This window comes from Pseudomonas sp. BAV 4579 (assembly GCF_009765395.1).
Lineage (GTDB): Bacteria > Pseudomonadota > Gammaproteobacteria > Pseudomonadales > Pseudomonadaceae > Chryseomonas > Chryseomonas aestiva.
This window is the reverse complement of the sequence record NZ_WHOV01000113.1, coordinates 1-2164: the sequence shown is the minus strand read 5'-3', so window position 1 is coordinate 2164 and position 2164 is coordinate 1. Positions and strand designations below refer to the sequence as shown.

Sequence of the window (2164 nt, the reverse complement as noted above, 5' to 3'; positions counted from 1 at the left end):
GCGGAAGCGCAGAGATTCGAACTCTGGGACCCTTGCGAGTCGGCGGTTTTCAAGTCTGCCGGTAAATCCAGCAATGGCGCGGCCTGCGTAGCTTTTTCATTTCCGTAAGTCATACCTGCTGAATAGGGCTCCAGCCCAGTAACGGCGCGGCTTGCCGATTTCGATACGGAAACGATTTTCTCCCTCCTCCGGCGTTCTGCCACCCTCACACACAAACCAATTGTCTGATTATTTGCCAATGTCATTCTGCTATTACAACGGTGTGACAGGAAAGGTGTAGACCGTTACCTGCATTCCGCATCTTGGGGTATCTATGCAAAAGGGAACTGCCTACATAGGCGCCCTTGTGTTCTGTGTGATGGCAGCAGCGGTGATCGTGGTGGTGCTGTCCGCTATGGTCTTTGACGTATGGTAGCTGCAAGCCAAACGGCGGCACTTCGCCGTATCTGCTGGGTCTATCGACCCCTATGACGGCTTAAGCCGCCACCACCCTAGAGGCGGCTATGGCCAGACGAGACGGAGAACTCAGTACGCACATCAAGCTTCTGGAGCACCTAAACCTGAGCATGGTGATTAACCAGGCTCGAGTCGACCCCGATCTGGTTAGTCAGATCATTAGGAAGCTCGAGGAACGTGGCGTAGATGATCGGACGGAGGAGGAGAACTCTCTTCTGGAATGGGCACGTTCTACGCAGCGTGCTCAGCGCAAGACTCCATGAAGGACGGGGAGCGTCGTTTCACCCTGGCGGTGCTCGCACTTTCAATTTTGGTAATCGGCGGCGCGCTCCTTACAGCGGTGCCTGACCCCTGGTAAATCTCCTATACGCCATTGCCGAGCCTTTAACCCACTTACCTAACTCAAGCGGCCCAATCGGCAAAACTCATCTGTCCTGCTTCCAGCAACAGCCATCCGAGAGCACGATGGTTCTTTCGCCCAAGCAGCGCTCCCCCGACAGGGTCTTGGGCGGCCGTACTGAAGTACGGCCCTTTTCTTCCACTACTGGCAGGCGGTCACCCCCGCCGCCAGTTCACGCTCATAGCCGATACGCTGCTGGCGCTCAGCCAGCAGCGCCCGGACCTTCACCTCTAGACTGCCCTCCCTCCGCAGTCCATCCGCCGCCCAAGCTGGCACCGCCGGCGCCTTCACCCGGCACGGCACCTGGACTGGCACTTCTACGCGCACCACGCGCGGCTTGGGCTCGGCAGTGAGCACACACTTTTTCGCCTTTGATTTACGCTTAACGCCTGGGCTCGGTCAGCCCAAGGTATTGAGCCAACGCTCGCACAATAGAGTCCGGGCCTTTCTCGTGAGTTACAGCTGTACGGTATGCTAAGGCTTTTCCAGGAGGTCGCCATGGAAGATCCGCTGCTTACCTTACTCTATCGCCTCCACGAAAATCAGAACGCCTTGGGCGCCTCCATTGAGGAGCTTACTGCGTGGGTGGTTGATCGAGGCTCTATGAATGTGGGTGATGCTGTCGAGCAACACATGCTCACTCTCGAAGCGAACTCAGAAGTGATCGCAGATGCCCTAGCTCGCCTTATAGCTGAGCGCGCTGGACGACCAAGGACATAGCACTGCTGCGCATCGATAGAACAACCATCTGTGCATATTTCCTGCACATTTCGACACGATGATTTTTCCAGCAGTGCCCAAACTGCGCCTGCTGAGGCTTGCCCGGCCAAAGCAGCCTTTAGGTTCGCTCCAGAGATTCAGCTGAACCTTTCCGGCACAAGGAGCGCGCCGGTCTTTCTCTTAACTGCGACTCCCATCGTGGATACGTACAGCCACAAGCCAATGGTCACATCTCAACTCGTTAAAGCTCTCCGTGAAGGGCAGCTACGCATACAGAGCGCGAGCCTGCCTACAGATGAGCAGCGCGTACTATGCGAAAAGATCGCAGAGCTGATGGGTCGAGAGACTGTAGCCTGTAACGATCATGATCAGCAGAGATGGCTCGTAGCGAAAGCTTGGGCTTCTGCTGCGGGCAAGACTAGGCAGAATGCTCGTCAGTCAGGACCACGACGGAAGACAAGTCCGGAGCAGATCCAAGTCATCTTCGCCGACCTGCCGGCAGAGGAATAGTTGGGTTATCCCAATCTTTAACTTCCTAGGGCTTGTCTGAAAAGTCGTGTTTGCTAGCCTGTTCCTGTGATGGCAATG

2 protein-coding genes are annotated in these 2164 nt (G+C 56.1%); one reads left to right on the top strand and one right to left on the bottom strand.

All coding sequences use genetic code 11. The features are described 5' to 3' along the window. Positions 1 to 997 precede the first annotated feature (997 nt). The gene (locus tag GSQ95_RS26650; RefSeq protein WP_256664660.1) at positions 998 to 1213 is read right to left on the bottom strand and encodes a hypothetical protein; all 216 of its coding nucleotides are present in this window, start codon (positions 1211 to 1213) and stop codon (positions 998 to 1000) included. 141 nt (positions 1214 to 1354) lie between these two features. Here GSQ95_RS26650 and GSQ95_RS19945 point away from each other — a divergent pair, with 141 nt between their 5' ends. Further along, a complete protein-coding gene (locus GSQ95_RS19945) occupies positions 1355 to 1576 on the top strand; it encodes a hypothetical protein (protein ID WP_158897143.1) in 222 nt (73 codons plus the stop codon). Positions 1577 to 2164: the final 588 nt, after the last annotated feature.